At 50.9% G+C, this 22,886-nt stretch carries 22 protein-coding genes; 19 read left to right on the top strand and 3 right to left on the bottom strand.

Features of this window, described 5'->3' with window-relative positions:
- Positions 1-50 precede the first annotated feature (50 nt).
- The 4 genes from BUA28_RS11970 (at position 51) to BUA28_RS11955 (ending at position 3,434) form a co-directional block, all read left to right on the top strand.
- The gene (locus tag BUA28_RS11970; protein WP_072768355.1) at positions 51-971 is read left to right on the top strand and encodes a branched-chain amino acid transaminase; all 921 of its coding nucleotides are present in this window, start codon (positions 51-53) and stop codon (positions 969-971) included.
- A 38-nt stretch (positions 972-1,009) separates the two neighbouring features.
- Positions 1,010-1,216 (top strand): zinc-finger domain-containing protein, encoded by a 207-nt coding sequence (locus BUA28_RS11965; RefSeq protein ID WP_072768354.1) that lies wholly within the window; start codon positions 1,010-1,012, stop codon positions 1,214-1,216.
- Positions 1,217-1,338: 122 nt separating this feature from the next.
- Positions 1,339-2,715 (top strand): phosphomannomutase/phosphoglucomutase, encoded by a 1,377-nt coding sequence (locus BUA28_RS11960; protein WP_072768353.1) that lies wholly within the window; start codon positions 1,339-1,341, stop codon positions 2,713-2,715.
- A gap of 221 nt (positions 2,716-2,936) precedes the next feature.
- Positions 2,937-3,434 carry a low molecular weight protein-tyrosine-phosphatase gene (locus BUA28_RS11955; RefSeq protein WP_072768352.1) on the top strand — a complete coding sequence of 166 codons (498 nt, stop codon included), beginning with the start codon at positions 2,937-2,939 and terminating at the stop codon, positions 3,432-3,434.
- 180 nt (positions 3,435-3,614) lie between these two features.
- Here the strand turns inward: BUA28_RS11955 and BUA28_RS11950 are convergent, their stop codons facing one another.
- On the bottom strand, positions 3,615-6,443 hold the full coding sequence (locus BUA28_RS11950; RefSeq protein WP_072768351.1) for an Rne/Rng family ribonuclease: 2,829 nt from the start codon (positions 6,441-6,443) through the stop codon (positions 3,615-3,617).
- Positions 6,444-6,859: 416 nt separating this feature from the next.
- Here BUA28_RS11950 and BUA28_RS11945 point away from each other — a divergent pair, with 416 nt between their 5' ends.
- Together BUA28_RS11945 and BUA28_RS11940 are read left to right on the top strand one after the other, a co-directional pair.
- Complete coding sequence (locus BUA28_RS11945; RefSeq protein ID WP_256598314.1) at positions 6,860-7,879, top strand: RluA family pseudouridine synthase; 1,020 nt, start codon at positions 6,860-6,862, stop codon at positions 7,877-7,879.
- A gap of 182 nt (positions 7,880-8,061) precedes the next feature.
- Positions 8,062-9,018, top strand: a complete 957-nt coding sequence (locus BUA28_RS11940) for a S49 family peptidase (protein WP_072768349.1) — start codon at positions 8,062-8,064, stop codon at positions 9,016-9,018.
- A 19-nt stretch (positions 9,019-9,037) separates the two neighbouring features.
- Here BUA28_RS11940 and BUA28_RS11935 read toward each other — a convergent pair whose 3' ends face one another.
- Positions 9,038-9,745, bottom strand: a complete 708-nt coding sequence (locus tag BUA28_RS11935) for an SAM-dependent methyltransferase (protein WP_072768348.1) — start codon at positions 9,743-9,745, stop codon at positions 9,038-9,040.
- Entirely contained in the window at positions 9,742-10,338 is a 597-nt protein-coding gene (locus BUA28_RS11930) for a Maf family protein (protein ID WP_178298031.1), read from the bottom strand. Before BUA28_RS11930 ends, BUA28_RS11935 begins: the two co-directional genes overlap by 4 nt.
- 227 nt (positions 10,339-10,565) lie before the next feature.
- Between BUA28_RS11930 and BUA28_RS11925 the strand changes: the two genes are divergently transcribed.
- The 13 genes from BUA28_RS11925 to BUA28_RS11865 all read left to right on the top strand — a co-directional run bounded on the left by BUA28_RS11925 (position 10,566) and on the right by BUA28_RS11865 (position 22,481).
- A complete protein-coding gene (locus BUA28_RS11925; protein ID WP_072768347.1) occupies positions 10,566-11,063 on the top strand; it encodes a YceD family protein in 498 nt (165 codons plus the stop codon).
- A gap of 25 nt (positions 11,064-11,088) precedes the next feature.
- Complete coding sequence (gene rpmF / locus BUA28_RS11920; RefSeq protein ID WP_072768346.1) at positions 11,089-11,268, top strand: 50S ribosomal protein L32; 180 nt, start codon at positions 11,089-11,091, stop codon at positions 11,266-11,268.
- 57 nt (positions 11,269-11,325) lie between these two features.
- Complete coding sequence (gene plsX / locus BUA28_RS11915; RefSeq protein ID WP_072768345.1) at positions 11,326-12,387, top strand: phosphate acyltransferase PlsX; 1,062 nt, start codon at positions 11,326-11,328, stop codon at positions 12,385-12,387.
- Positions 12,384-13,343: a beta-ketoacyl-ACP synthase III gene (locus tag BUA28_RS11910; protein ID WP_072768344.1), complete on the top strand. Its 960-nt coding sequence runs from the start codon at positions 12,384-12,386 to the stop codon at positions 13,341-13,343. The genes plsX and BUA28_RS11910 overlap by 4 nt, the downstream gene beginning before the upstream one ends.
- A 198-nt stretch (positions 13,344-13,541) precedes the next feature.
- A complete protein-coding gene (gene fabD, locus BUA28_RS11905) occupies positions 13,542-14,492 on the top strand; it encodes an ACP S-malonyltransferase (RefSeq protein WP_072768343.1) in 951 nt (316 codons plus the stop codon).
- An 82-nt stretch (positions 14,493-14,574) separates the two neighbouring features.
- Positions 14,575-15,315 carry a 3-oxoacyl-ACP reductase FabG gene (fabG, locus tag BUA28_RS11900; protein WP_178298029.1) on the top strand — a complete coding sequence of 247 codons (741 nt, stop codon included), beginning with the start codon at positions 14,575-14,577 and terminating at the stop codon, positions 15,313-15,315.
- Between the two features lie 159 nt (positions 15,316-15,474).
- The gene (acpP, locus tag BUA28_RS11895; protein ID WP_011380423.1) at positions 15,475-15,711 is read left to right on the top strand and encodes an acyl carrier protein; all 237 of its coding nucleotides are present in this window, start codon (positions 15,475-15,477) and stop codon (positions 15,709-15,711) included.
- Positions 15,712-15,745: 34 nt separating this feature from the next.
- A complete protein-coding gene (gene fabF, locus BUA28_RS11890; protein WP_072768341.1) occupies positions 15,746-16,993 on the top strand; it encodes a beta-ketoacyl-ACP synthase II in 1,248 nt (415 codons plus the stop codon).
- A 378-nt stretch (positions 16,994-17,371) separates the two neighbouring features.
- Complete coding sequence (gene mltG, locus BUA28_RS11885) at positions 17,372-18,361, top strand: endolytic transglycosylase MltG (RefSeq protein ID WP_072768340.1); 990 nt, start codon at positions 17,372-17,374, stop codon at positions 18,359-18,361.
- Positions 18,362-18,634: 273 nt separating this feature from the next.
- Complete coding sequence (locus BUA28_RS11880) at positions 18,635-19,585, top strand: HpcH/HpaI aldolase/citrate lyase family protein (protein ID WP_072768339.1); 951 nt, start codon at positions 18,635-18,637, stop codon at positions 19,583-19,585.
- Between the two features lie 366 nt (positions 19,586-19,951).
- Complete coding sequence (locus BUA28_RS11875) at positions 19,952-21,142, top strand: malate--CoA ligase subunit beta (RefSeq protein WP_072768338.1); 1,191 nt, start codon at positions 19,952-19,954, stop codon at positions 21,140-21,142.
- Entirely contained in the window at positions 21,143-22,030 is an 888-nt protein-coding gene (gene sucD / locus BUA28_RS11870; RefSeq protein ID WP_072768337.1) for a succinate--CoA ligase subunit alpha, read from the top strand.
- Positions 22,031-22,091: 61 nt separating this feature from the next.
- Positions 22,092-22,481, top strand: a complete 390-nt coding sequence (locus BUA28_RS11865) for a hypothetical protein (protein ID WP_072768336.1) — start codon at positions 22,092-22,094, stop codon at positions 22,479-22,481.
- Positions 22,482-22,886: the final 405 nt, after the last annotated feature.

The following is a 22,886-nucleotide window of genomic DNA, read 5'->3' as shown; positions in this document are numbered from 1 at the left end:
GGAAAAATGCGTTAGAATACGCAATTCTCAATTCTCTCCGGAGTCCCTGAATGTCAATGTCTGACCGCGACGGCGTGATCTGGAGCGATGGAAAAGTAATTCCGTGGCGTGATGCTACCACTCATGTGCTTACCCACACCCTGCACTATGGGTTAGGCGTATTCGAGGGTTTGCGTGCCTATCAGACGCCCCGAGGCGCCGCGATTTTTCGTTTGCAGGAGCATACCGACCGTTTGTTTAATTCTGCACATATTTTCATGATGAAAATACCTTATGACAAGGCGACGCTGATGGAGGCGCAGCGCGATATGGTCAGGCAGAACAAGCTGGAATCGTGCTATATCCGGCCGATCGTTTTCTACGGTTCCGAAGCCATGGGTATTGCAGCGACGACGCTTTCTGTGCATGTCGCTATCGCAGCCTGGCCATGGGGCGCTTATTTGGGCACGGATGGCCTGGAAAACGGCATTCGTGTCAAGACGTCCTCATTCTCTCGCCATCATGTCAACGTCAACATGTGCCGCGCCAAGTCGGTCGCGACCTACGCAAATTCAATATTGGCTCATCAGGAGGTTGCGACTGACGGCTATGATGAAGCGCTGCTGCTGGATGTGGACGGCTATGTAGCGGAGGGAGCGGGCGAAAATATATTTATCATCAAGCATGGGAAGCTCTATACGCCGGATATGACTTCCTGCCTCGAGGGTATTACGCGTGCTTCCATTCTGGAGCTTGCCGAAGAAATCGGAATTCCGATAATCGAGAAGCGAATTACCCGCGATGAAGTTTATTGTGCTGATGAAGCCTTTTTTACCGGTACTGCAGCGGAAGTGACCCCGATTCGGGAACTTGATAATCGTAGAATCGGCAGCGGAAAACGTGGTCCGATAACCGAAAGGCTGCAAGCCATGTTTTTTGACTGTGCCAGAGGCAAGACTGAAAATCATGCCGAATGGCTCACCTATGTCTGATTCCGCTGATCTATATTTGATACGAGCTGAGAGAAACGATGCAGAATCACGCCAGCAATAATAAAGAGCGCCAAATAGAAATCACTACTGATGATTTACCGCTTCATTGCCCGATGCCATCAATGTTGTTATGGAATTCGCATCCTCGCGTGTTCTTGCCGATAGAAGGCACAGGCGAAGCACTATGTCCATACTGTGGTACGCGCTACACCCTTAAAGGGGGTGCGGCGTCAGGTCATCATTAACGAAAGCAAGTATTTGATTGCTGAAAACAGAAAGCCATAGTCCTGATCGGTGACTATGGCTGTTTTTTCAAGTATTAGTTGAGCTGTACCCAAATATTGCTATTCAACCTCACGCTACTCTAATGGACACATTCCCGCACGAAATTTTCAAGGCTTACGATATTAGAGGTATTGTCGGGAAAACACTAACCGCTGAAATCGTCGAAGCCATTGGTCAGGCTATCGGATCTGAAGCACGAGCACGCGGACTTGCATCGATAGCGATAGGGCGGGATGGCAGATTATCAGGCCCGGAACTGGCACAGGCACTTGCGAAAGGTTTGCAAAAAAGCGGTATCGACGTGATAGACGTCGGGATGGTAGCCACCCCCATGCTCTACTTTGCTGCCCATATGTTGTGTAATTATTCCGGTGTTATGGTTACCGGCAGCCACAATCCTCCGGAATATAATGGCTTGAAGATGGTATTGGGCGGTGAAACCTTGGCCGCCGAATCCATTCAAGCCTTGAGTGGGCGGCTTGAAAATAACGATTTTTTTTACGGCAGAGGCGACTATCGCACGCACGATATTGCGGAAACATATCTCCAGCGCATAACCAGAGATGTGAAGCTGGCGCGTCCGATGAAAATCGTCATTGATTGCGGTAATGGTGTACCCGGCCGCTATGCGCCTACGCTATATCGTAGATTGGGATGCGAGGTAACCGAGCTGTTCTGTGAGGTCGACGGGACTTTTCCTAATCATCATCCCGACCCGTCCGTTCCCGAGAACTTGCGAGATCTGATTAAGGCTCTTAAGACTGCCGATGCGGAAATAGGTCTTGCCTTCGACGGTGATGGTGATCGTGTGGGGGTTGTAACCAAGAATGGCGCCATCATTTATCCCGATCGACAGTTGATGTTGTTTGCTGCCGATGTATTGTCCAGAAATCCGGGCGGGCGGATCATTTTTGACGTGAAATGTACTCGCAATCTTGCTCCCTGGATCAAGCAACATGGCGGCGAGCCTATCATGTGGAAGACGGGACATTCGTTTATAAAAGGCAAATTGAAAGAAACCGGTGCGTTGCTGGCTGGAGAAATGAGTGGACACATTTTTTTTAATGAACGCTGGTATGGATTTGATGATGGGCTTTATGCAGGTGCGCGCCTGCTGGAGCTACTCAGTTCCAAAACAGATATCAATCTTGCACTAAATGAAATCCCGGACGCCCTTAGCACGCCTGAATTGCAGATAAGATTACAGGAAGGTGAGAACTACCGCGTTATCGCGCAATTACAGAAAACTGCGCGCTTTGATAATCCTGAGCGTGTGATTACCACCGACGGACTACGTGTCGAATATAAGGACGGTTTTGGATTGGCGCGCTCATCCAATACGATGCCAGTGATCGTGCTACGATTTGAAGCCGACAGCGAGGCAGCTTTAAACCGTATACAGAAGGATTTTCGCAAGGTTATTTTGCAGGTCAAACCGGACGCAAAGTTGCCCTATTAGATAACCGTCCACAACAGCGTTCCCACTGTCCGGTTCAGTTATCAGGTCAGTGGACCGGAACGCTTCGCCGTCGCACTTGTTCGAAAGTTCGCTATTGCAGAGATAGAGAATATCGATTCTTCAACTTGCTCGACAGCACCGGTAATACTTGATATTGCGATGTATTATAATATTATGTTCGGGTAAGGGAATAGGGACACAAGGAGGTATTGTTGATTATTATGAACAGAGGAAAAAATACCAAGACTCGTGTTCTGTTTGTTTGCATGGGCAATATTTGTCGCTCTCCCACTGCGGAGGTTGTCTTCAGACATCAAGTTACCGCTGCCGGCTTTGAGAACGCCATCCACATCGATTCTGCCGGTACGCATGATTATCATATCGGTGCACCGCCGGACGCGCGCGCTCAGAAAGCGGCGGCGCAGCGAGGCTATGACGCAACCGGGTTGCGCGCCCGTCAGGTGGATGAAACGGATTTTGAGGTTTTTGACTATATTCTGGCGATGGATAAGGCCAATCTGGCCATACTCGAACGAGAATGTCCGCCCCAATACAGCCATAAGCTTGGGTTGCTGATGCAATACAGTGAGCGGTATTCGGAAGGCGTGGAGGAGGTGCCTGATCCTTATTTTGGAGGAAATCAGGGTTTCGAACACGTACTGAATTTGGTCGAGGAAGCGGGACGCGGATTGCTCATCCGGGTTCGTGGTGAAAAATAGCTGGCAGCCTCTGTGGGCTTGAAGAATCGCGGCGAAATATGAACCGGCCAGACGCTTTGTAGTCGATTTCCTTTAAGTCCGACAGAGGCTAGAGAATGACGCCTGAACCAGTACTTCGCAGGTGCAGTAAAAAGGCGGGAGTGTTCTGTCCCGCCTTTTATCTTTTGCAAATATCGATTCCTATTTATGCGTTTCGACTTGCACCAACGGTTCGTCCTGGTTCACTACCGGAGGAGGAGGCGTTCTTTTCCGCCGCCGCTGCGGTAGCGCTGATTCTGTTGCCGCCTCGGCTTCAGCCGTTTTTATCTTGTCCGGTTGTGTTTCGATCATGATCAATCCACTCGCGACCAGGTTCAACGGTTCGATTACATCCGATCGTTGAGGCAATCGGGTTTCTTCCCGTTCTGATACAGGAGCCATAACCTCGATTTCGGCCGCGGCAGTTTCATTGTTTGTTTTGCCAATTTCAATTTCATCCGGAGACGGTTCCCGCATGGTTGTGATAGAGGCGGGTGGGCTTACGGTCGCCAGTTCCTTGATAGGCTCATGAGCAGGCACCTGAACGGTTTGCTGTTTATCCTGCTCTGTTTCCGGCTCAGGCACTATCGGAACAGGTAAGGCCGAGGTCGGCACTGCCGACACTGGCTGGGCCATCACGGGCATATTTACCGGCATGTTTTCATCCTCATGCAATGATTCAGGATGAGGACTGCCCGTTGACTCCGAAGGTGCCTCCGCCGCTTGCAGAGGAGGAAGGGTAAGGATGAGCGCCGACGCCTCTTGTGTTGATGCGGAAAGGGCTTCCGGAACAGGGCTTTCTTCACGCGCCGCTTGGTCAGCGTGCTGGGTGTGAGAATCTGCTACCGCTGGCTGTTTATTTTCATGGGATGCCCGCTCGGTGCGGTCACCTCGATCACGCTGTCTCCCACCACGACGTCTGCGGCGGCCACCATCTTCGACCTGCTGCAAAGTCTCTTCAGCCACCGGCTGTTCTTCTGGCCGCGGCTTGAGGTCGGTTCGGATCTTCTCTTCGCGTGGTGGTCGCGGATGCTTTTTTTGAATGGGCCGCTCACTCTGCAACTTCCCATCACTACGTTCCCCACGTTGAGGCGCAGCGTCTCGGGTAAGACTCGATGCATTAGCGGCTTCACTGCCATGCTCACCACGATCGTCGCGCCCACGCTGAGTGACTCGCGGTGTTTTTTCGTGCTCAACATCGCGCGCTTCGCGCCCGCGCTCTCGACGGCCACGGCCGCGCTCTGCTCGTTGCAGGCCGGTCTTTATCTGTTCTGGCCGCACATTGTTTTCTGCCACGCCCATCTGTTTGAACCAGCTGAATATTCTATCCAGAAAAGAAAGCTGCTCAGGTTCATGATGAGATTTACGCTCACGTATCGGAGCGGGTTGCGGCGGAGTAATACCTCGGACGGCAGCTTGTTGCCGTGCCGGCTTGGCCTCTTGCGCAGCTGACGGTAACGCAATTTCGGTGGCCGGTTTCTCCACCATTTGATAGCTGGTTTGAATTTCACCCAGTTTCACATCGTCATGACGCAAGCGGGTGATGTTGTAGTTTGGCGTTTCGAGATGAATGTTCGGAATCAGTACTACGCTTACCTTTAATCGGGCTTCGATTGCATGAATTTCCGCGCGCTTCTCATTTAGTAGATAGGTGGCTACATCAACTGGTACCTGAGCGTGAAGCACGGCGGTATTCTCTTTCATCGCTTCTTCCTGAATTATCCTTAGAATATGCAATGCAGAGGAATCAGTGCCGCGGATGTGTCCGGTACCGTGGCAACGCGGGCAGGAGATATAACTACTCTCACCCAGCGAAGGACGCAGGCGCTGACGCGATAATTCAAGCAGACCAAAACGGGAAATCTTGCCCATCTGCACGCGTGCGCGGTCATAACGCAACGCATCGTGCAGCCGATTTTCCACCTCACGCTGGTTACGAGCGATTTCCATATCGATGAAGTCAATGACTACGAGTCCGCCCAGGTCGCGCAGGCGCAGTTGCCGAGCGATTTCTTCGGCGGCTTCCAGGTTCGTGTTGAGCGCAGTTTGTTCGATATCCGAACCGCGAGTGGCGCGCGCCGAGTTTACGTCAACCGACACCAGCGCTTCTGTATGATCAATAACGATCGCACCGCCCGAGGGTAGTGTGACTTGACGCGAATAAGCGGTTTCGATCTGGTGCTCAATCTGAAAACGCGAAAATAGCGGCACATCGTCGCGGTAAAGCTTGACCCGATTGACATTGGCCGGCATGACGTGGCTCATGAACTGGCACGCCTGCTCGTAGATACTTTCAGTATCAATCAGGATTTCGCCGATCTCCTGATGAAAGTAATCTCGTATGGCGCGGATTACCAGGCTGCTTTCCTGATAAATCAGGAAAGCGCCGCTTTGGCTGCTGGAAGCATCTTCAATGGCACGCCACAGTTGCAGCAGATAATTAAGATCCCACTGCAATTCTTCTTCACTTCGCCCTATTCCAGCAGTACGGGCTATAATGCTCATGCCGGAAGGAATGCTCAGTTGCGCCATGACATCACGCAGTTCCGCGCGGTCTTCGCCCTCTATGCGGCGCGATACGCCTCCGCCGCGAGGATTGTTGGGCATCAGGACCAGATAGCGACCAGCCAGGGAAATATAGGTGGTTAGTGCAGCTCCCTTGGTTCCGCGTTCGTCCTTGTCCACCTGAACAATGAGCTCCTGGCCTTCACGAAGCGCATCCTGGACGCGAACGCGTGCCGGGTCTGCATTTTCCTTGAAATAGGAGCGGGAAATTTCCTTGAATGGCAGAAAGCCATGCCGTTCGCCGCCGTACTCGACAAAAGCGGCTTCGAGGCTCGGCTCAAGGCGGGTAATAACTGCTTTGTAGATATTGCTCTTGCGTTGTTCCTTGCCGGCAGATTCAATGTCGAGGTCAATAAGCTTTTGACCATCAACAATGGCGACACGCAGTTCTTCCGGCTGTGTCGCATTAAATAGCATGCGTTTCATTTTATGCCCCCCGCGCTCTGGTCACGGGTAGATAGCCTACGCGCAAAGGGGAAAGTCCCCGACGCAGCGTATACGAGAGCTTTTAGTCAGGCAACTTTGTCATGTATGTCGGGCTGCTGGTGTAAGATGACTATTTCTCTGGCTTGTCACAGTGGCCCTGCTTTTCTGACAAGCAGAACCAGGAAATTAAGTTTCAATCAGGCTTCGACTATGGCTGCCCGCAAGCGGGCGCTACGAAACTGAAAACTGAAATCGACGTGTGCTTCGAGCGCGTAAATCCATTACTATCGCTACTTTAGTGGTGAGCGACGTTAACCAGATTTCGGGATTGGCTCTTATACCTCGGAAAAAATCCCATCAACAGCGCCACTTCACGCACCGGATAAAGGATAGGCTGGAACCCCGAATTGACAAGTATAAGTAGAACTAAGGATTTAGGCAAAGAATTTCCTCTGAGTCCGGCAGTTACAGAAATTATAGGCGAGGACAGTAAAGGCCAGCGTATCGATAATTTCTTGATCAAGCGCCTTAAAAACGTGCCTAAAAGTCATATCTACCAGCTATTGCGGAGCGGGCAGGTGCGACTTAACAGCAAGCGCATCGGTGCGGATTGCCATCTTCAACTGGGCGATATGGTACGTATACCGCCGGTGAGGATGGCGGAAAGAAATTCTCCATTCAAAAAGAAAGTAGCTGAAAGCCAGTTTATTCCGTTCGAAATTTTATTTGAGGATGAAGCCCTTGTCGTCATCAATAAACCTGCGGGAGTTGCGGTACATGGAGGCAGCGGCGTAAGTTTCGGTGTCATCGAGCAATTGCGTGCTCAGCATCCCGATTGGAAATTTCTGGAACTGGTCCATCGTCTCGACAGGGAGACTTCCGGGATTTTGCTCCTGGCCAAGAATCGGGCTGCGCTCGTTGAACTGCACCGGGTGATCCGTGCAGGGATGATGGAAAAGCGATATCTGACGCTGGTAAAAGGCAAGTGGCACAACACAAGACAAAGCGTCAAGCTGTTTCTCAAGAAATACGTGACGCCCGCAGGCGAACGGCGCGTGGCGGTGATCGCCGAGGGGAAGGGAAGCGAAGAGGGAAAGAGCGCTCACACCGTTTTTAATCTGAAAAAATCCTGGAAGAATTTCAGTTTGTTGGAAGCGGAGTTAAAAACGGGCCGTACTCATCAAATTCGCGTGCATCTCGCTCATCTGGGTTTCCCCATTGCGGGCGACGATAAGTATGGAGACTTCGCGTTGAACAGGGAGTTGATGAAGCGCGGTCCCGAACGAGGTCTCAAGCGCATGTTCCTGCATGCCTTTACAGTCGAAGTTACGCATCCGGTAACCGGGAGAAAGCTTCGTATTGAAGCGCCGCTGGCGGAAGATCTAAGCAAGTTTTTGCTTGAGCTGGATGCCGATACCACCCCTTTGTGCCCATAATAGGCTCGGCGGGAGCGATATACCTGATTTTTTCGACAGATGGAGCCTGCCAGGATTCTATCGCTGACTCATGCAAGAGGAAAAGTATGGGTTTGCGGAAATAGATGAGAAAGCGTAACGTTTTTGGTAGGCCCGGTTCCGCGCAGTTCGCTATATCACTTCATTTGAGGGGTTGAAATAACATGGCAGATTCAGAATCAGAAAATCGCACCGAAGGTTGGGAAAAGCAGGTGCTTGAAAAATTAGCGCTGTCTTCTTTGCAGGAACAACGCAAGGCGCGTCAATGGAGCGTATTTTTCAAGTCGCTTACATTTATCTATTTGTTTATTTTGTTATTCATCTTTTCTGGCTGGTTCGGTGGGGACGATATGTCCATGTCCCGTAAACATACTGCCCTGGTCGAGTTGCGGGGCGTAATCTCCCCCGATAGCGTTAGCAGCGCTGATAATATTAATGCCGGCTTGCAACATGCATTCAAGGATGCAAAAACGCAGGGTGTGATTCTGCGTATCAACAGCCCGGGGGGGAGTCCGGTACAGGCGGGCTACATCAATGATGAGATCCGCCGTCTGCGTGCCGAGTATCCTGAAATTCCTCTTTATGCCGTGGTAGAAGATATCTGCGCATCCGGTGGTTATTATGTCGCCGTCGCCGCCGATAAAATTTACGTGGACAAGGCCAGTATGGTCGGTTCCATCGGCGTGCTGATGAACGGATTCGGTTTTACCGGCGCAATGGAAAAGCTTGGCGTCGAACGGCGGTTGCTCACGGCAGGGGAAAACAAAGGCTTTCTTGATCCTTTTTCGCCTACCAACCCCAGCCAGGAGGAATACGCCAAAAAAATGCTCAACGATATCCACGAACAATTTATCCAGGTGGTGAAGGAGGGAAGGGGGGTGCGCCTGAAGGAAACGCCAGAGATATTCAGCGGCATCGTCTGGACGGGCGAAAAAAGCATAGAGCTGGGGCTCGTCGACGCAATGGGCAGTGCGGACTACGTCGCGCGGGAAATTATCAAGGCCGAACGCATTGTGGATTACACGACCCGGGAAGGATTCAGCGAGCGTCTCGCTCGCCGTTTCGGCGCTGTAGCGGCGGAGGCGCTGATTACCACGGGAATCGGTGGAGGGTTGCGGTGATTACAATTTTGCCTGTCAGTCAACCCTGCAGCAAAAAGATAGCGGGTTTATTATGAATATCGGGTAAAGTATGTTTCCATTCTTTGACTGTTCTGGTTGAAATGAATTCATTTGTCAAGGTCAGATTGCAGGCGATGCAAAGAGCAGTGTCATCGCGGCAGTTAAAAAGAATAGATTCCAGTAACTTTTGGTTGCGATATGGCGTTTCGATAAATATCTGGGTTTGATCGCCAGTTATCGAATCTTTTTCCAGCTCAGCTATTTTTTTGGCGCGCCTGTTATTTTCAACGGGAAGGTAACCGTGAAAAGTGAAGCGCTGACCGTTCAATCCCGACGACATCAAAGCCAGCAGTATGGAGGATGGTCCTACCAGTGGCATCACCCGGATTTTTTTTTGATGAGCAAGGCGCACTAATCCCGCCCCAGGGTCCGCCACCGCCGGAGAACCCGCTTCAGACAAAAGTCCGATGTCGCTACCTTCGAGGAGGGGTGCAAGCAGTTTTTCATATTCCCTGGCGTGAGTGTGTTCATCCAATACCTGCATGCTGATTTGCTGTAATGGCAGGACGCAACCGATTTGTTTCAGAAATTGCCTCGCGGTTTTTGGATGCTCGACAATATAATGATCCAGCGCCGCTATGCATTGCCGGACAGCGGGGGGGATTATCCAGGTGATATCGCATGGGCCCAAGGGAGCGGGAATGAGATAGAGAGTACCGGAATTCACACTATCTCTACCCCTTCGCGCGTCAGCATTTCCACCAGTGCAATCAGCGGTAACCCAATCAGTGCACTGGGATCCTCGCTTACTATATGTTCGATCAGCGCTATCCCCAATCCTTCCAGTTTGGCGCTTCCGGCGCAGTGATACGGCTGTTCTCTATCGAGATAGTTGTCAATTTGCTGATCGCTTAATTTTCGGAATTTGACGCGGGACGAGACGAGCCGTATCTGCATATTGTCTTTATCGCTATTAAGAAGGCTCAATGCAGTATGAAACACTACCTCTTTTCCGCGGATGAGGCGCAACTGCTGGGTGGCATTTGCATGATTGAGTGGTTTGCCGAGTTGAATCCCTCCCAATACCGCCACCTGGTCAGCGCCTATGATCAAGGCACCAGGGTAATTTACGGCAACCATGCGAGTCTTTGCGGCCGCCAAGCGCAAGGCAGTAGTGTCAGGACTCTCTCCAGCCAGCGGAGTTTCATCTATTTCCGGATTATAAACTTCAAATGGAATTTGCAGGCGCCGAAGCAGTTCGTGGCGATATATGGAACTGGATCCCAATACAAGTGGCTGGGCAATTTGTTGTGTTTTCAAAGTTTATCTTTATCAGGTTTTTGACACTCAGAGGCAAAAAATATATTATGCGCGCCGTATACCGTATACATACATGCACACAAGAATACATGCCCGCGAGATTTTAATCTTAAATACGCAAATTTATCAATTGAACAGCATTGACGGATGAAATTGAAGCAGCGTAGTGGGCGATACGCAAAAGAGAATATTCACATTTTCATTTTATAAAAAAGATTTCTACTCCTATGGCGGTACGGCTCATCATTGATGCTCTCGATTTTGCCCGTAATGCCGAAGCGCATCATGGTAAAATCGCACTGTCCGAGTTCGAGCGGTTACAGGATTATCTGACGTCCGGGGGCGGCGAGTTGCAGTACGCGATTACTGGCGCGCTGGACATAAATGCCAGGCCGCTCCTGAAAATAGATGTTCAGGGGTCGATAAATCTCCGTTGCCAGCGTTGTCTGGGGGAATACGGATATGTGCTGGATTTGCAGGCGTATCTGCTGCTGGCGCAAAATGAAAATGAGCTGTGTCGCCTTGATGAAGATGAATCAGTCGAGTGTGTTCTGGCGACCCCCGACATGGATGTTGTGGCGCTGATTGAGGATGAAATAATCCTGAGTTTGCCAACTTCCCCACGTCACGGGGAAAGTGAATGTTCGATCAAGCAGGATAGTAAGGACACGGCAGGGGAAAGATCTCTTTTTGCTGCACTGGCGGCACTGAAAAACCTGCATTGAAAATATATTTAAGGAGCTGAATACCATGGCAGTCCAACAGAATAAGAAATCCCCATCCAAGCGCGGCATGCACCGTTCGCATGATTCTCTGACCAGTTCGCCGTTGACGGTAGATCCCGGCACTGGCGAAGTACATTTGCGTCACCACATCAGTCCGACGGGTTATTACCGGGGCAGAAAGGTCGTCAAATCAAAAGGAGATTAAATCGCCCCGCCGTTCAGGGGATATTAAATTTATCCCCATCTCAAGGGCGTCCCAAAATTGAATATCACCGTAGCTGTAGACTGCATGGGTGGCGATCACGGCCCTCATGTGACGGTTCCTGCAGTCGTCGAGTATCTCCATCGTAACACCGGAAGTGACATCATTCTGGTAGGGCTGCCCGACGTTATCGAAGCTGAATTGCGCGTCGCCAAGGCTGCACTTGGCCCCCGGTTGAGGATTCAGGCCGCAAGTGAAGTAGTGGGCATGGACGAGTCGCCGGCGCTGGCGTTACGCGGCAAGAAAAACTCCTCGATGCGAGTTGCTATCAATCTGGTAAAGAGCGGTGAAGCACAGGCGTGTGTCAGCGCGGGTAACACCGGCGCATTGATAGCAACTTCCCGGTTCGTGCTGAAAACACTTCCTGGAATCGATCGACCGGCTCTGGCTGTGGTATTGCCCACCATAAAGGGACACACATATGTCCTCGACTTAGGCGCCAATGTGGATTGTAACGCGGAGCATCTGCTTCAATTCGGGTTGATGGGGGCCACGTTGGTTTCTTCCGTGGAAAATAACGAGAAGCCCAGCATCGGCTTGCTGAATATAGGCGAGGAAGAGATCAAGGGCAACGAGGTAGTGAAGCGGGCAGCAGAGCTGCTACGTAACAGCGGACTTAATTTTTACGGCAATATCGAGGGTAACGACATTTATAAAGGAACAACTGATGTGGTTGTGTGCGACGGATTCGTGGGGAATGTGGCCCTGAAAACGTCGGAAGGGGTGGCGCAAATGCTTTCCACTTACTTGCGTGAGGAATTCAGGCGCAATCTGTTCACGAAATTTGCGGGACTCATTGCCTCGCCAGTCATTAATGCATTCAAGCGTCGAGTGGATCACCGCCGGTACAATGGCGCCAGCTTGCTGGGATTGCGTGGGGTCGTCATTAAAAGCCATGGCTCGGCTGATAGTCACGCGTTTGGTTTTGCTATTGCCCGGGCGGTGGATGAGGTTCGCGGCGGAATGCTGAATCACATCAGCGAACGCGTTGCGCAACTGCCACATCATCCGGAAAACTCATCCTCATATCCTCGGCCCCTGGCAGAAGAGAAGCGCGCATGATGTACTCCAGGGTTATCGGGACGGGCAGCTATCTGCCTGAAAAAATTCTCACCAATCGTGATCTTGAGCAAATGGTGGATACCAGCGACGAGTGGATACGCAGTCGCACCGGTATCGCGCAGCGGCACATCGCTACGGATGACCAGATGGCGAGCGATCTTGCGCTCAATGCCAGCCGTGAAGCAATGAAGGCAGCGAAGGTTGATGCTGGAGAGATCGATCTGATTATTGTTGCCACCACCACGCCGGACGTAATTTTTCCCAGTACAGCCTGCATTCTGCAGGATAAGCTCGGTGTGAAGGATTGCGCCGCATTTGACGTACAGGCGGTGTGCAGCGGCTTTATCTATGCGCTTGCCACCGCCGATATGTTTATTCGTGCAGGAAAATATCGTACGGCTTTGGTCGTAGGGGCCGAAGTCTACTCACGCATACTCGACTGGAGCGACCGCAGTACCTGCGTGCTATTTGGCGACGGCGCGGGTGCTGTTGTACTCACCCGGAGCGATCGCCCGGGAATAATTTCAAGCCACTTACATGCGGACGGAAGCTATAAAGATATTCTGACGGCGCCTGGGAGTTTTTCTCGTGGCAGGATTCAAGGCAGCCCGTTTGTTATGATGGAAGGCAATGCAGTCTTCAAATTTGCTATAAAAGTTCTGGAAGATGTGGTACGCGAGGCCTTGGCGGAAAACAATCTGGAGGTGTCCGATATTGATTGGTTGATTCCCCACCAGGCTAATATCCGTATCATTATTTCCACTGCAAAAAAATTGGGTATACCAATGGAGAAGGTGGTTGCCACGCTAGACAAGCATGGCAATACTTCAGCCGCCTCCATTCCGTTGGCATTGGATGTTGCCGTCCGAGATGGCCGCATTCAATCCGGTCAGCATGTACTGCTGGAGGGTGTAGGAGGAGGATTTACCTGGGGAGCGGTATTAATTTCATGGTAGAAGCTGCTAACCTCTGCGTAAATCACAAGAAGCTTGTTTTTACCAACTGATTATCCCTCGCTTTTATTGTTTGTCGCAATAAGGCACTAGAAGAATGCTATTCCCTAATTTAATACGGCACTATTATCCCGATTTTACTCCCATCCAAAGATATCAAAGAATTATCAGCCGATTCTGTTCAAATGAATGCGGGCAACAATGACTGCTTCCGTAAAATTTGCATGTGTTTTTCCTGGGCAGGGCTCGCAATCAATAGGCATGATGAAAGGTTATGCTGATTTTCCTGTTGTGCGTGAAACCTTTGACGAAGCATCTTCTGTGCTCGGGCAGGATTTTTGGACGCTGGTCAATGATGGTTCGTCCGATGAGCTTAATCTGACGGTTAATACTCAACCGCTGATGCTGATGGCCGGGATCGCGGTGTATCGAGCTTGGCGGAGCCTGGGGAACGTGAACCCGGTACTCATGGCCGGCCATAGCTTGGGAGAATATACCGCCCTGGTGGCGTCGGGCGCCCTGGCTTTTTCGGATGCGCTGCCCTTGGTGCGTTTTCGAGCTGACGTAATGCAACAGGCCGTACCGGAAGGTACGGGTGCCATGGCGGCAATTCTCGGACTTGACGATGAGGTGGTGGAAGCGCTTTGCGACGAAATCACAAACTCTTCATGTGGAGAATTGCTGGAGCCGGCAAATTTTAATTCACCTGGGCAGATAGTGATTGCCGGCCACAAAAGTGCGGTGCTGCGCGGGATGGAACTGGCCCGGTCTAAAGGCGCAAAGCGGGCGCTGATGTTGCCTGTAAGCATACCGTCGCATTGTTCCCTGATGAGCCTGGCGGCTGACAAGCTGCATAAGCGGTTAGAACCGCTCATGCTCCAGTCGCCGGAAACTCCACTGTTGCATAATGCTGATGCGCAGCGGCACGAAAATACGGAAGGCATTAAAAAAATTCTGATACGGCAATTATGCAGCCCGGTGCGCTGGACCGAAACCGTTCGTTCTTTTGCTTCCTCCGGCGTTACCCACGTGGTGGAGTGTGGGCCAGGAAAAGTGCTGTCTGGGCTTAATAAACGCATAGATGCAAATTTGCAGAGCCTGGCGCTCGCCGATAGCGTAGCGCTTCACCATGCGGCCGACATATTGTTGTAGGTTGCAATACCATTGATGAGCCTTGCGGCTTTTATAGCGCAGAGGTTATCGTTGTTGATTTGACTGGGCGAACTGGAGAATAATGCTGCAAAATCAAATTGCTTTCGTAACTGGCGCCAGCCGGGGCATAGGGCGGGCCATTGCGCTTGAGCTGGCTAGACAAGATGCCGTTGTGGTAGGCACCGCCACCACTGAGGGAGGGGCTCAGGTCATTAGCGGCTACCTCAAGGAGGCGGGCCTCAAGGGCGCGGGCATGATATTGAACGTAAACGATGCTGCGCAGATTGAAAGCGTTCTTAAAGCTGTACAAGAGGAATTTGGCGATATCGCAATCCTGGTGAATAATGCCGGCATCACTCGCGACAACTTACTTCTTCGAATGAAAGATGAGGAATGGGATGAAATCATGGAAACGGATCTCAAATCAGTATTCCGTTTGAGCCGCGCTGTGCTTAGAGCCATGATGAGGGCCCGTTATGGGCGCATAATCAATATCTCCTCTGTAGTAGGCTCTACCGGCAATATGGGTCAGGCTAACTATGCCGCTGCCAAAGCCGGCATATCTGGCTTCAGCAAATCTTTAGCGCGTGAAGTGGGTAGCCGCAATATTACTGTCAATTGTATTGCACCCGGTTTCATAGAGACTGACATGACACGCTCTCTCACCGAAAAACAACAGCAACTTCTGCTCCAGCAAGTCCCTCTGGGCAGATTGGGGCGTCCGGAAGAAGTCGCTTCTGCAGTCGCTTTCATTGCGTCGCCAAGCGCAGCGTATATTACCGGCGCAACTCTTCATGTGAATGGCGGAATGTATATGGATTAATAGGGCATCCATAAATTTTTTGCCATTCAACCGTAAATTACCAAGGAAACCCCTTTATGAACCAGGTTGATTACTTTTGAGCTTCAAAGCGTTCAGATTTTATTAATGCCAAAAACTTGCTAGAATGACGGCGTTTTTCTTACCGGAAGAGGTATTTAGATGGAAAATGTAGAGCAGCGTATAAAAAAAATAGTGGCTGAGCAGTTAGGAGTGAATGAGGCCGACGTCAAGAGCGAATCTTCTTTTGTGGATGACCTGGGTGCCGATTCGCTTGACACCGTAGAGCTGGTTATGGCACTGGAAGAAGAATTCGAATGCGAAATCCCTGATGAACAGGCAGAGAAAATCAATACTGTTCAGCAGGCTATCGACTACATCAATTCCCACAGCAATTAATTTTTGCTTCAAGCACATCCTAATCGGAGCCACCTTGTCCAAGCGTAGGGTAGTTATCACCGGACTGGGCATGATTTCGCCTGTCGGTAACACCGTCTCAGATGCGTGGACTAACGTTCTCGCTGGAAAATCCGGCATTACACGAATTACTCGTTTTGATGCTTCCGCATTTGCTTCTCAGATAGCTGGAGAAGTAAAGGATTTTGACGTTACGGAGTATCTTTCCGTTAAAGACGCGCGTCGTATGGATATCTTCATTCACTACGGTATGGCGGCAGCAATCCAGGCGGTCCGGGACGCAGGTATTGACGATATAGCCAGTACCCGTCTTGATGCCGAGCGTGTTGGTGTCAATATCGGTTCCGGCATCGGCGGTTTACCGATGATCGAGGCCACGCACGATGTTTATCACGCTGGCGGTCCGCGCAAGATCTCTCCATTTTTCATTCCCAGCACCATCATAAACATGATTGCGGGTAACTTGTCCATTATGTTTGGCTTCAAAGGACCGAATCTCGCCATTGTCACTGCCTGTACCACCGCCACCCACTGCATCGGCGACTCAGCTCGGCTGATCGAGTATGGAGATGTGGATGTGATGGTGGCGGGTGGTGCTGAGTCATGTGTTACGCCACTGGCTATTGGCGGCTTTGCCTCGGCGCGGGCGCTGTCGACCCGCAACGACGATCCTGTTACCGCCAGTCGGCCATGGGACAAGGGTCGGGATGGCTTTGTTCTGGGGGAAGGCGCCGGGATCCTGGTTCTGGAAGAACTGGAGCATGCCAAACGTCGCGGCGCTAAAATTTACGCTGAGCTAGCCGGCTTTGGCATGAGCGCGGACGCCTACCATATGACAGCACCCTCCGAAGATGGAGAAGGTGCCGCGCGCTGTATGAATAATGCACTTAGAAATGCAGGGATGAATTCCACAGAAGTGGACTATATCAACGCGCACGGCACCTCGACGCCATTGGGAGATATAGCGGAGACTGTCGCGGTGAAGCGCTGCTTTGGCGAACACGCGAAAAAACTTGTAGTGAACTCTACAAAATCGATGACCGGACATCTGCTCGGCGCCGCTGGCGGGATCGAAGCCATATTTAGCGCCTTGGCCTTATATCACCAGGTGGCGCCGCCCACTATTAATATTTTCGATCAGGATCCCCAGTGTGATCTGGATTGCGTTCCCAATACCGCTCGGAAAATGGAAATTAACGCGGCAATGTCAAACTCGTTTGGCTTTGGCGGCACAAATGGTACACTCATTTTCCGTAAAGCCTGATTTTCCCGGCTAAGGAATCTAAACCAGGGAATCTATAAACGAAGGAATCTATAAAAGTGGGCCAGATCGTGCAGGTGGAGTAATGCCTTTCGAAGCAGGCGCCATCCCGGGGGAAAAGCGAACTCCAGAAGCCCGGCAACCGCATCCAGATTTGCTATCGTGCTTCGCGGACCTCTCGTGCAGCGTCAAGGAGTGTCCTTTCGGCATCGAGCTGGCAACGCCGTCCGTAAGTTACTTGTCTTTCGGTTACGGTAAAATGGTCCATCCACTCCGTCATACTCCTGGCCCTCCCTCGCTCGCTTCACGCGTTTGCGATCATCCCGATTTTGCCAACCGAGCTGCCGGCCGAGCGCTTCATGGACTTATTCAGAGGTTCTTTTGCGTACGCTAAAACGCTTGATCTTTCTTGCCTTTGCCGGAGTCTTGCTGTTCACTGGATGGCTCGCTTACCAACTTAATGTCCCCGTTCAGCCCCCTACGGTCCCTTACGAATTTTCCATCAAGCCGGGCAGCAGTTTAAAAAGCATCGCAAAGCAATTAGCCGATGCAGGCATTTTGCCGGACATGTGGTCCTTTGTCTTGCTGTCGCGGGTAATGGGAGTTGCATCATCGGTCAAGGCGGGCGATTATGAGATTGGTCGCAGTATTTCGCCGCTGCAATTGCTTGAACGTATCACCAGTGGTGACATCAATCAGACCGAGATCAGATTTATAGAAGGCTGGACCTTTTCTCAGCTCAGGCAGACGCTGGATGAGCATCCGGCTCTTCGGCACGACACTGCCGGTTTGACCAGCGGCGAAATTCTGCAACTGATCGGCGCAACCGAAACCGCAGCGGAAGGATTGTTTTTTCCCGATACCTATTTTTTTGCTCGTGGCAGCAGTGACGTGGCAATTTTGAAACGCGCCTATCACGTGATGCAGAACCATATGGCCAAAGCGTGGGCCGAGCGCTCGGCAGATCTGCCGCTGGCAAGCCCCTACGAGGCCTTGATTCTCGCTTCAATCGTCGAAAAAGAAACCGGAAAGGAAAGTGATCGCGGCCTGGTGGCTGGTGTTTTCCTCAACCGGTTGAGACTAAACATGCTGCTGCAAACCGATCCCACCGTTATTTATGGTCTTGGTGACAAATTTGATGGCAATCTCCGAAAAAAAGACCTTTTAACTGATCAGGAATACAATACTTATACTCGCCGCGGCTTACCGCCAACGCCCATCGCTTTGCCGGGACTGGCCTCCATTCAGGCTGTATTCAATCCCGCCACGACGAAAGCGCTCTATTTTGTCGGCAAAGGAAAGGGCGAATCGCACTTCTCCAATGATTTGGCGGAGCATAACCGCGCGGTATCAAGATATCAAAAACAATAGCGCCAGAACGCGCTCATTCATAATGTATTTAATCGCGGAAAAAATACGGTGGAACTGACGGTCCATCTAATGCTTGCCTGGACTCCGGTCGATGATTTCCTCTATTTATTAAAAGTAAATTGACATTACCATCTTCAAAAGTAGAATGGCGAGTTATCAATAAACAACAAAATGGGGCCAGGTTGCAATGTTCAACCTCGGCTGAACATTGAAAATACCGCAGCTCCCCCCCAACTCCGCCTCCAAATCAATTAAATTCTATCAGGAAGATTAATGAGTCATACATTATATGAAGCGTCCGTCTTGCGCATCCAACGCTGCGAATTAGCTGTTCCCGGTTCGAACCCCGGCATGTTTGAAAAGGCGTTGAAAAGTGGCGCGGATTTCATCTTCCTCGATCTTGAAGACGCGGTTGCTCCCGACGACAAGTTGACCGCGCGCAAAAACGTTATCGAAGCGCTCAATGATCTGGATTGGAAAGCGCACGGCATTACCGTCTCGGTACGCATAAATGGCCTGGACACGCAATTCATGGTGCGCGACGTGGTGGATCTGGTTGAGAAAGCAGGCGATAAGGTGGATACCATATTAATTCCGAAGGTAGGAGTTTATTCTGATGTCTATATGGTTGAAGCCATGCTGAACCAGCTGGAAATGCAACAAGGGCTAAAAAACAGAATTGGTATTGAGGCGTTGATCGAAACCGCTTTAGGAATGGCAAATGTAGAAGATATTGCACGTAACGGCGCCACAGGCCGCCTTGAAGCACTACATTTCGGGGTGGCTGATTATGCTGCCAGTAATCGCGCCAGGACGACAAATATTGGGGGGCTCAATCCGGACTACCCGGGTGATCAATGGCATGCCGCCATTAGCCGCATGACCGTGGCGTGCCGTGCCTTTGGGTTACGTCCTATCGATGGCCCGTTTGGTGATATAAAAGATCCGGATGGCTTCAAATTAGCGGCGAGAAGGGCTGCGGCATTAGGTTGTGAAGGCAAATGGGCTATCCATCCTTCTCAAGTCGCACTCGCCAACGATGTATTTACGCCGCCTGCCGCGGAAATCGAAAAAGCACAACGAATTCTGGATGCTTTAAAAGAGGCGGCCGCTCAAGGTAAAGGCGCAGCTGCATTGGATGGCCGACTTATCGACGCCGCTTCCGCAAGGATGGCCAACAACGTAGTCAAAATGGCGGAGGCAATGCGCGCCAAAGGCGTGTAATGCACTTTCGAGGCCGCGTTTAGCGGCCTTTTTCTTTGTTGGTCGTTGATTTATCAGGTTATGGAATTGCGGGAAACCATTTCTATTGAAAACAGTAGCTGCACCGAAGTCCCATCTGTACATGGCCAGTTTCCAGCCATCATTGCCCAGTATGATAGAGCGTTGAGGGGGTGGCGCCCGTGAATCTTGATCTGTTTCGATTGGCAGCATCGCACGGATGGTTTCGTGCCTTCAAAAATGATCAATTCCGTACCGGGACTTGTTAAGACGGGCATGGTTCTCATCGATTGGCGTAGTCTGTTCTGCTGAACAGCCTCATGAGATAACCGGATAAAACTATTTGACAATAAAATAAGGTGATGCATCTTGGATATACACGAATATCAGGCGAAAGAGATTCTGACGAAATATGGCGTTAAGATCGCGGAAGGCGGTCTGGCTTACAGCCCGGATGAAAGCGTGCAGCGGGCTAGAGAAATTGACGGGAATGTTTGGGTAGTAAAAGCACAAATTCATTCAGGAGCGCGCGGTAAAGCCGGTGGTATCAAGATCTGCAACACGCATGATGAAGTTAAAGCGGCTGCGGAAGAATTATTGGGAAAATATTTGATAACTCATCAAACCGGGCCGATGGGTAAAATTTGCTCAAGGGTTTACGTTGAAGCAGGGACGCAAATTGCCAAAGAAATCTATCTTTGCTTTTTGATCGATCGGAGTTCAGAGCGGGTCGTCATGATAGGTTCTGCCCGAGGCGGAATGGAAATCGAGGAGTTGGCTGAAACAGATCCTGATGCCATAAAAAAAGTTTACATTGAGCCCTCTGTCGGTCTCCTGGATTTTCAAGCACGGGAGATGGCTTTTGCGCTAGGGTTGGAAGCTTCGCAATTAACCCATGCTGTCAAAACGATAAAAGGTTGTTATCGCGCGTTACGCGATCTCGACGCGAATATGCTGGAAATCAACCCCCTGGTTGTTACGGCTAGCGGCGAACTCATCGCGCTGGATGCAAAAATGAGCTTTGACGACAACGCCCTGTTTCGACGTCATGAAGTTGCTGAATTGCGCGATAAAACTCAGGGAGACCCGCGGGAGATGGCGGCTGGCGATCAAGGACTGAGTTATATCGGACTGGATGGCGACATCGGTTGCGTGATTAACGGCGCCGGTCTGGCCATGGCTACCATGGATATGATTCAGTTGGCTGGCGGAGAGCCAGCAAATTTTCTTGACGTTGGCGGGGGTGCATCTGCTGAGCGTACAGAAAAAGCCTTTCGTCTGGTATTGGCCGATAAAGGGGTTAAGGCAATATTGGTCAATATATTTGCCGGGATCAACCGTTGCGACTGGATCGCGGAAGGCGTCGTGCATGCCGTAAACAATATTGGTATTAAAGTCCCGCTGGTTGTGCGCTTATCAGGTACAAATGTTGAGGAAGGTCAGCGCATCATTGCTGAGAGCGGCCTCCCCATTATCACGGCGAAAACGTTGGCGGAAGCTGCGGATAAAGTTGTCCAAGCCCGTAATGAGGTGATTGCGAAAGAATGTAAAGGAATGTAAATGGCTATTTTAATTGATGAAAACACACGCATTATAATTCAGGGCTTTACAGGTAAAACCGGTACTTTCCATGCGCAGGACATGATCAACTACGGTTCAAACGTGGTGGGAGGCGTAACCCCCGGCAAGGGCGGACAGCAACACCTGGGTCTACCCGTCTTCAATACGGTAAAGGAAGCTGTGGAACAAGTCGACGCCGACGCCACCATCGTATTTGTGCCACCCGCGTTTGCAGCGGACTCGATCATGGAAGCGGCGGAGGCCGGTATCAGATATTGTGCGGCTATTACTGACGGGATCCCCACACAGGATATGATGACGGTCAAGAACTTTTTGCGGCGTTTTTCTATCGAAGATAGAATGGTGCTTACAGGCCCGAATTGTGCCGGTACGATCAGCCCAGGCCGGTCAATGCTGGGGATCATGCCCGGGCACATCTATAAGAAAGGTAAAGTCGGGGTTATCGGGCGGTCTGGAACGCTAGGTTATGAAGCAGCGGACCAGATGAGGATTCTGGGTATCGGCATATCTACGTCGGTAGGCATTGGCGGAGATCCGATTATAGGCAGCTCCCATCGTGATATCCTGGAAAAATTTGAAGAAGATCCTGAAACCGAAGTAGTCGTCATGATTGGCGAAATCGGGGGGCCGCAGGAAGTTCAAGCCGGTATTTTTGCCAGAGATCATATGAGCAAGCCGGTGATTGCCTATATCGCGGGCTTGACCGCACCTGAAGGTCGTCGCATGGGGCATGCCGGCGCGATTATCTCATCTCCGGGCGAAAGTGCGGCAGAAAAAGTCGCTATGCTGAGAGACCTTGGTGTCACAATCTGTCCGACGCCTTCTGCCATTGGTGAAACAGTTGCAGCGGTATTGTCCAGAATGTAACTTCTACGCGAATCATGGCGAATCATGGTATTGCCAGATGTGATTGAGAGCGAGGTTAAAAATGGCAATCTGGATAACGGCGTTAAAAATCATTCCCTGGGGAAGCGTGCTGGAATCCGCGCCCCATATCGTCAAAGCGGCGAAACAGGTTTTTTCCGCGGCAAAGTCCGATCCGGGCAGTTTTGCGGAGGCTTCAAGCTCGCCAATGGGCGACGGGTCGGTTAATCCGGATAAGCTGGATAAACGGGTTCGTCTGTTAGAGGCAAAAATCATCGAATTGAGCAATGAACAGAGGTCGTCTGCTGAGCTGATCAAATCGCTCGCCGAACAGAATGCACTTGTCGTTGAGGCTATCGAAGTTTTTCGGGTCCGGGTAAAGATTCTGCTGATTGCATGTATTTCATTGGTTGGCGTGCTGGCCGGTTTCGTATTCTGGCTGGCGACGAGATAATGTCCGGGTCTTGAACGTTTCCTATAAACTTGCATCTTTTTCCTCCTGTGATTTTTCCAACTTCGTATTGCATATCTCTCGCGGCTACTCCAGCCGTTTGTTCGCGCTTTTTTTCGGAATGACAGGCTCGGACAGATCATTTGTACAGGCGCGGACAATTTATTTGTTCGCTACGTCGCCCTCAATTTTCTTGACACAAAGTAGTTGTACGTTTAGGCTACGCGGTGTTTTAGGGAGGCCTTGGGGATAGTCCTGGGGGTTTTACAGAAAAGACAGATATCGGACAAGGGAGAGGCCCTGATTGCTTGACGATCATGGTTTCAAGTCTGGATATTGAACACAACAAATCAACACGGAGTAAAGGAGAGAACAAATGGTTGTCAAACCTTGGCTGAAGCTGGTCAC

Source organism: Nitrosospira sp. Nsp11 (assembly GCF_900142705.1).
Classification (GTDB): Bacteria; Pseudomonadota; Gammaproteobacteria; order Burkholderiales; family Nitrosomonadaceae; genus Nitrosospira.
The sequence above is the reverse complement of the archived record's forward strand: the minus strand, read 5'-3'. Positions and strand labels throughout refer to the sequence as shown.